The organism is Vibrio sp. 2134-1, assembly GCF_033339495.1.
This window is the reverse complement of record NZ_JAWOUS010000150.1, coordinates 1-1017: the sequence shown is the minus strand read 5'-3', so window position 1 is coordinate 1017 and position 1017 is coordinate 1. Positions and strand designations below refer to the sequence as shown.

General features: G+C 40.2%; 3 protein-coding genes. 2 read left to right on the top strand and 1 reads right to left on the bottom strand.

What is annotated here, in order from left to right; all coding sequences use genetic code 11:
• Positions 1-37: 37 nt before the first annotated feature.
• Complete coding sequence (locus R7R78_RS24555; protein ID WP_005460908.1) at positions 38-223, bottom strand: DUF2892 domain-containing protein; 186 nt, start codon at positions 221-223, stop codon at positions 38-40.
• A 178-nt stretch (positions 224-401) separates the two neighbouring features.
• Here R7R78_RS24555 and R7R78_RS24550 point away from each other — a divergent pair, with 178 nt between their 5' ends.
• A complete protein-coding gene (locus R7R78_RS24550) occupies positions 402-710 on the top strand; it encodes an ArsR/SmtB family transcription factor (protein ID WP_005460911.1) in 309 nt (102 codons plus the stop codon).
• A gap of 28 nt (positions 711-738) precedes the next feature.
• On the top strand, positions 739-1017 hold a 279-nt coding region (locus R7R78_RS24545), incomplete at its 3' end, for a YeeE/YedE family protein (RefSeq protein WP_225474429.1).

The following is a 1017-nucleotide window of genomic DNA, read 5'->3' as shown; positions in this document are numbered from 1 at the left end:
CACGAATAGCCTGTGTGAAAGGTCACTACGCTCTAGATTATCTAAAACCAAATTTCTTTAAAAAATAAGCAGCAGGGCAGATTCCCGTGTAAGCACTTTGAATAAGATTAACGCCGATAAACACGGTGAACCAAATGAAGTTACTGTGAACGAACACGGTTAGTATGACCGAGACCAATACCATCGTGCCTGCAAAAACTCGTACTGCATTTTCTAACGTCATAACTCTTCTCCTTCGTACTCTCAAACTGAGAACGCCATCCTTTGATGTTCATCACTATAATTAACTAAATTAGAAATGTCTAATGTTAATTTATCTAAATTCACAATTGCTAATTTAGTGTTGACTAAAGGTATTGTTTTAGTAATATCTAATTTAGTTTTTAATGTAGAGGTGAGTCATGAGCTATACAGATATGGATGTAGCAGCAATGAAAGGCAATGCCAATGAAGCTGCTGATCTCCTAAAAGTAATGGCACATCCGGAAAGGCTAATGGTGTTGTGCCAACTGACCCAAGGTGAAGTTGGTGTTGGGGAACTGCAAAAGAACTCGTTCCTTAGCCAATCCGCCTTTTCACAGCATTTAACGGTGCTTCGCAAACACAAATTGATCACGGCTCGTAAGGCATCACAGCAAGTGTTTTATTCGTTGTCAGAACCGAGAGTTGAGTCATTAATTAAAGCGCTTCATGGCGTTTTCTGTAACTAATTCGTAGCTAAGATTTTAGAGGTAAATAATGTTAAACGTTATTCCATGGGAATCGTTGTTTGGTGGCATTTTGTTAGGGATCTCCGCCACTATATTGTTGTTGGTTAACGGTAAAATTGCCGGAATCAGTGGAATTATGAATGGCATTATGTCACCGAAAAAAGGTGATTATTCGTGGCGATTGCTTTTTGCGGTTGGAATGATAGCAGGTGGCTTGATTAGCGTTCTGACGTTGGGCGTTGCGGTTCCTAGTACCGCGAACCTTTCTTTAGGGATGGTGATAGCCGCTGGTTTATTGGTAGGAATC

Excerpts from the sequence above, each read along its gene's own strand:
- R7R78_RS24550 (WP_005460911.1), top strand. The coding sequence starts at position 402 with ATGAGCTATACAGATATGGATGTAGCAGCAATGAAAGGCAATGCCAAT.
- R7R78_RS24555 (WP_005460908.1), bottom strand. The coding sequence starts at position 223 with ATGACGTTAGAAAATGCAGTACGAGTTTTTGCAGGCACGATGGTATTG.